General features: G+C 59.9%; 4 protein-coding genes. 1 reads left to right on the forward strand and 3 read right to left on the reverse strand.

Features of this window, described 5'->3' with window-relative positions; translation table 11 throughout:
- The 3 genes from HP499_RS22680 to HP499_RS22690 form a co-directional block, all read right to left on the reverse strand.
- A partial coding sequence (locus HP499_RS22680) for a lycopene cyclase family protein (protein WP_172326330.1) occupies positions 1–123 on the reverse strand: 123 nt, incomplete at its 3' end.
- 4 nt (positions 124–127) lie between these two features.
- The gene (locus tag HP499_RS22685) at positions 128–334 is read right to left on the reverse strand and encodes a DUF2945 domain-containing protein (protein WP_172326331.1); all 207 of its coding nucleotides are present in this window, start codon (positions 332–334) and stop codon (positions 128–130) included.
- 90 nt (positions 335–424) lie between these two features.
- Positions 425–1894, reverse strand: a complete 1470-nt coding sequence (locus HP499_RS22690) for an APC family permease (protein ID WP_172326332.1) — start codon at positions 1892–1894, stop codon at positions 425–427.
- Between the two features lie 239 nt (positions 1895–2133).
- Between HP499_RS22690 and HP499_RS22695 the strand changes: the two genes are divergently transcribed.
- The gene (locus HP499_RS22695; RefSeq protein ID WP_172326333.1) at positions 2134–2946 is read left to right on the forward strand and encodes a hydrolase; all 813 of its coding nucleotides are present in this window, start codon (positions 2134–2136) and stop codon (positions 2944–2946) included.
- Positions 2947–3100 lie beyond the last annotated feature (154 nt).

The raw sequence follows: 3100 nt of genomic DNA on the forward strand, positions 1-3100 counted from the left end.
CAGGTGATGGTCCTTGGGCTCAATGAGGCCAATATTCTTCACCCCGTAACGCCCCAGTCGGGCCGCGAGCGAAACCCCGGCATTGCCCCCGCCGATGATGACTACATCGTGGTGGTGGGACACTGCGCTACTTCTTTTCCGTCAGCGCGGCGCCCTTGTGCGCCGCTCGTGCGCCGGTTTTGTCCGATTCCACCACATACTGCGGCTCGTCGTCAGTGGCCCGATGGGTGTTGCCGTCCAACACGAAGTCGCTGGTCTTCTTCTCCACGATTTTTCCGTGCGTCTTGCCTTGGGAGGTGTTCCACTCCACGTGGGTTCCCTTGCTCAGTGCCATGTCCGCTCCAATGTGTGGTTTCCAGCTCTGACGCCAAGCGCCGCTCCACAATAGTAAGCATGATGATCTTTTGGGCGTAACCCTTCCCTGTCATTCCCGGACGTGGTCCTTTGGCCCTGCTGTGGTGTCGGGGTTTTTGGTGTTGGCCTTTCTGGTGATGAGCCAGGTGATGAACCACAGCAGAACTCCAATGGCCATCAGCCCACCGGCCACCTGGTACTGGACGGGGTTCCTGCCCACCCACGGACCAGCGAGGAACGCACAGAGGACTGCGGCCACCAACGGCAACTGCCCGGGCGAGGTGAAGAACACTTTGCGGTTCGGATCCCTCTTGCGACGAAGCACCACACATGCCACGTTGACGACCGTAAAGACGCACAACAGCAGAAATGCGGTGGTCCCTGAAAGGTTGGCCACAATATTGCTGTCCGGATCAATGCTGACATACCAGATCAGTCCCAAGGCCAGAACGGTGGAAAAAGTGATGCCGGCCCACGGTGAACGGCGCCCGGGCAACACCTTGCCCAGAGCGCGGGGCAGGACATGCTGGCGGGCCATCCCATAAATCAGCCGGCTCGCCATCAGCATGTTGATCAAGGCCGTGTTGGCCACCGCAAACACCGCCAGGAACGGGAAGATCTTATCGATGGGGAAATCCGGGGAGCCTTTATGAACCACTTCAAGGAGTGCCGCCCCCTCGGATTCCCTGATCTCACCCAATTCTGCAGGAGACAACACACTCACTACGGACACCGCCACCAACATGTAGAGAAGCACTGCGATGCCGAGGCCCGTGAGCATGGTGCGGGGAAAGATGCGCTCCGGGTTCTTGGTCTCCTCCACCATGTTCACCGAGTCCTCAAAGCCCACCATGGCAAAGAAGGCTATGGACGTGGCAGCAGTAACGGCCAGGAACAACCCCTTGTCCTGGTAATCGGTAAAGACGGTGATTTCCTGAATGTTGCCGGTTCCCTGCGCCATGACGAAGAAACCGACGCCGATCACGATGCAGAGGGCCAGCACCTCTACAGAAGTCAGCACAACGTTGAACTTCACGCTTTCGCCCACTCCACGGAGGTTGATCACTGCCAGCAACACCATGAAAGCCATGGCCACCAGCGTGATCATGCCTTGGTCCGGTGCTCCCATCCACCCATTGACCTCCAAGCCTCCGAACAGGTTCTGGGCGAGGACATTGGCTGATGTTGACGCGCTGGTAATGCCTGAACAGACAACGGCGAACGCCACAAGGAATGTGACAAAGTGGATCCCGAATGCTTTATGCGTATAGAGGGCCGCGCCCGCCGCCTGGGGGTACTGCGTCACCAGCTCCAAGTAGGAAAAAGCCGTCAGCGTCGCGACGATGAACGCCAGGAGGAACGGCAGCCAGACGATGCCGCCAACTGTTCCGGCCATCGTTCCGGTGACCGCGTACACACCTGCCCCAAGTATGTCTCCCACAATGAACAGGAGCAGGAGCTTGGGTCCAAGAACGCGCTTGAGCTGCGGTTCTCCATCTGAAGGTGGTGCCTGGTAGACATCGTCGGATGTGGTGCTCATAGGGTGACCTCCACGGCGCATACACGGTCCCAGCCCGTGTTCGTGACCTGACGTAACCCACTGTGAGCCTGTCCTTTGGCTTTGGCAACACCTGTGGAATCGAACCCTGCCCTTCCTGGCGGAGGCCCACATGCAATAATCTTGGCCCACTGCCCTGTGCCAACTGCCCTGTGTCCACTGCCCACTGCCCTGTGGCTTTGCCGCATGGCAGGACACTGACCGTTCCGAAAGGACCTTCAATGCTGATCTGTGCAGCCTGCGCGGTGGAACGTACCGAACCCGTGCCGGAGCTTTGCCCCATCTGCACGGACGAACGGCAATATATCCCTGACGAAGAACAACGGTGGCTCACCCTCGACGCTCTCAGACAGGAGGGCCGGAAGATGTCTCTTCAGGAGAACGAGCCCGGGCTGATCGGGATCAGCACCGAACCCGGAGTTGGAATCGGCCAAACTTCCCAATTGGTGGTGACACCGAGGGGTTCACTGCTCTGGGACCCTGTGGGATACATCGACGACGCCGCGGTAAAGATGGTCCTTGACCAAGGCCCCGTGCTGGCGATTGCGGCCAGCCATCCGCACATGTTCGGTGTGCAGGTGGAATGGTCGCATCGCCTTGGCGGCGTCCCTGTGCTGGTGGCTGAGGCAGACAAACAATGGCTGGGAGTAGATGATGCAAACATCGTGCATTGGTCAGGGACCCGGCAGATCACCGACGGGTTGGTGCTGCACCAGACCGGCGGCCACTTCCCCGGCAGCGCGGTGGCACATTGGGCGGCAGGAGCCAACGGCAATGGGGTTCTCCTGAGCGGGGACAGCGTCTTTCCCAACCCTGATCGGCGCTCCGTGTCCTTCATGCGCAGCTACCCGAACCGCCTGCCGCTCTCAGGGGCCGTGGTGTTGCGGATCGCAGCACAGCTGGATGCGCTGGAGTTCGACCGTATCTACGGAAATTTCAACAACGTCATAGCCTCAAGCGCCAAGGCCATCCTGCGCGATTCGGCCCGGAGGCACGCTGCCTGGGCACGCGGAGACTTCGATCACCTGACATGAAACGCCCCTAGGGAGCATTCCTCATCTTTTTCAGGTGCAGTCCCCGGCAGGGAATCGCGGCCGAGACCAAGTCCTTGCTGTGCTGGTGCTGCGGGTCAGTGAAGAATTTGTCGGTGTCGGTGAGTTCCACCAGGCGCCCTTGGTAGAGGACGGC

Source organism: Paenarthrobacter sp. CM16, assembly GCF_013179505.1.
GTDB lineage: Bacteria > Actinomycetota > Actinomycetes > Actinomycetales > Micrococcaceae > Arthrobacter.